At 56.9% G+C, this 1,802-nt stretch carries 2 protein-coding genes; one reads left to right on the top strand and one right to left on the bottom strand.

The annotated features are described in order from the left end of the window. The coding region (locus tag HP547_RS28590) for an RHS repeat-associated core domain-containing protein (protein WP_306140761.1) at positions 1-905 on the top strand (905 nt) is incomplete at its 5' end. 121 nt (positions 906-1,026) lie between these two features. On the opposite strand, the gene HP547_RS28595 is transcribed toward HP547_RS28590, so the two are convergent. Further along, positions 1,027-1,802: NAD(P)/FAD-dependent oxidoreductase (locus tag HP547_RS28595; protein WP_172288860.1), on the bottom strand; the 776-nt coding region annotated here is incomplete at its 5' end.

A 1,802-nucleotide genomic window follows, 5' to 3' on the forward strand; every position in this document is an offset into this window, starting at 1 on the left:
AACTCTATTTCTACCAAGGTAGGCGTACGTCTACCACCATTGGGGGCGCAAGCGCACGCGTGGTTTGGGGCGCTTCGATCGCGTGCGCACAGTTAAACATCCACGACCAGATCATTTCAGCGCTGCAATGTGACCAAGCAAATACGATCATGAAAAACAGCCGAACGGCCGATTTTCAAATTTACACCCCTTACGGGTTTTCAAAATCACAAGAACCGACGACGTTGGTAACATTCGTGGGCCAGCGTCGCGACAAGGCAACGGGGAATTATCCTCTTGGCAACGGGCAGCGTGATTTTAATCCGCGCACGATGCGCTTCAATCAGCCGGACGCGCTGTCTCCATTCGGGAAGGGCGGGATAAACGGGTACAGCTATTGTCAATCTGATCCAGTTAACAGATTTGATCCGAGCGGGTACGCATGGGAGATTTTTACACGCGTTGGGCAGCGGATTTCAAAGTTTTTTTCTCGTTCGGAGCCAATTGAGTATGTTCCGTTAAACGAAATAGTCAGTTCCCAACCAGATGAGGTACGGCCCTCTGTAGCCCCAAGTGAGCCGACAGCCGGAAGGGGTACACCGCTCCGCAGAATTGGACAGCTAGCGGCAGCTGATGCAGTGACACCTGCGCCCGGATCTGCAGGGTTGCCCCCGACTCCGACAAGTGTTTCAGAACAGCCTCCAACGAATCGGCGAATGCTCTTGGATCAAGCACAGCTGCTAGCTTCGGCCCCTATGGCAATAGCCGGCGGGTCGCTAATGACACACGCTGCTGCAGCGTTCGGATTGGGGTCTTTGAGCCCTGCCGTTGGCGTTGTATCAGTACTCGGCGGGCTGTATGTGCTCAATAAAGATGCGACACCAAGAATGATCAAGTATTTCAGAAATCCGCCTCGCAATAGATGATAAACCAACGTTTAGCGGTCATTCGCGATGACACTCCGGGCGTAGGTAATCGCTTGTCAGCCTGAGGTGCTAATCATTAGTCGTTACTTGAAATCTGGCGATGCAGAAACGATAGTTTTTTTTAAACCAGCCGAACGGCATCGCAAAGGCTCAGGGAACGCTTCATTAGCAGAGACAGCATGGCCATGGCATCTGAATACCCCCTTGCTACCACTGCCTCAACCTGATCACCAACGCATTGCAACGCAATGAAGTCGCCTTCCTCCGGCTCACCGACAAATTCAATACGATCCCAGTCCCGCGCATGCCCCAGCACTTCGTAAGTGCGCCCATGCTGGTATGTCCAGAAGAACGGCACATCGGCGTAGCGGCGCTGCTCGCCGAGCATATTGGCGGCGGCGATCACCCCGTGCTGCTGGGCCAGGCGCCAGTGCTCGATGCGCACCGGCCGCCCCGCAAGCGGGAAGGTCACGATGTCCCCTGCGGCCCACAGACCGTCGGCGGCGCGCATTTCGGTATCTACCCGCACCGATTTGTCTTCGGTCAGGGGCACGCCCTGGAGGAAGCCGGTGGCCGGCTTTACCCCGGTGCCCAGTAGCACCAGTGACGTTTGCAACCGTTCACCGTTGCTCAGCAACACGGCTTCCACCTTGTCTTGGCCCTCGACCCGCTCGACCTCGGTGGGGCCATGAAAGGTAACGCCTTTACGTTCGTGCAGCGCGCGGATGCTGCGGCCAATGCGCTCCCCCAACTGCCTGGCCAGGGGAATTTCATGGCGTGTGACCACGTGTACGTGTACGCCGTACTTACGCAGCGCCGAGGCGGCTTCCAGCCCGATGAAACCGTCGCCGACGATCACCACTGGCTGGCCAGGTTCGGCCGCGTCGAGCAACTGCG

It is taken from the genome of Pseudomonas sp. CM27 (assembly GCF_013179515.1).
Classification (GTDB): domain Bacteria; phylum Pseudomonadota; class Gammaproteobacteria; order Pseudomonadales; family Pseudomonadaceae; genus Aquipseudomonas.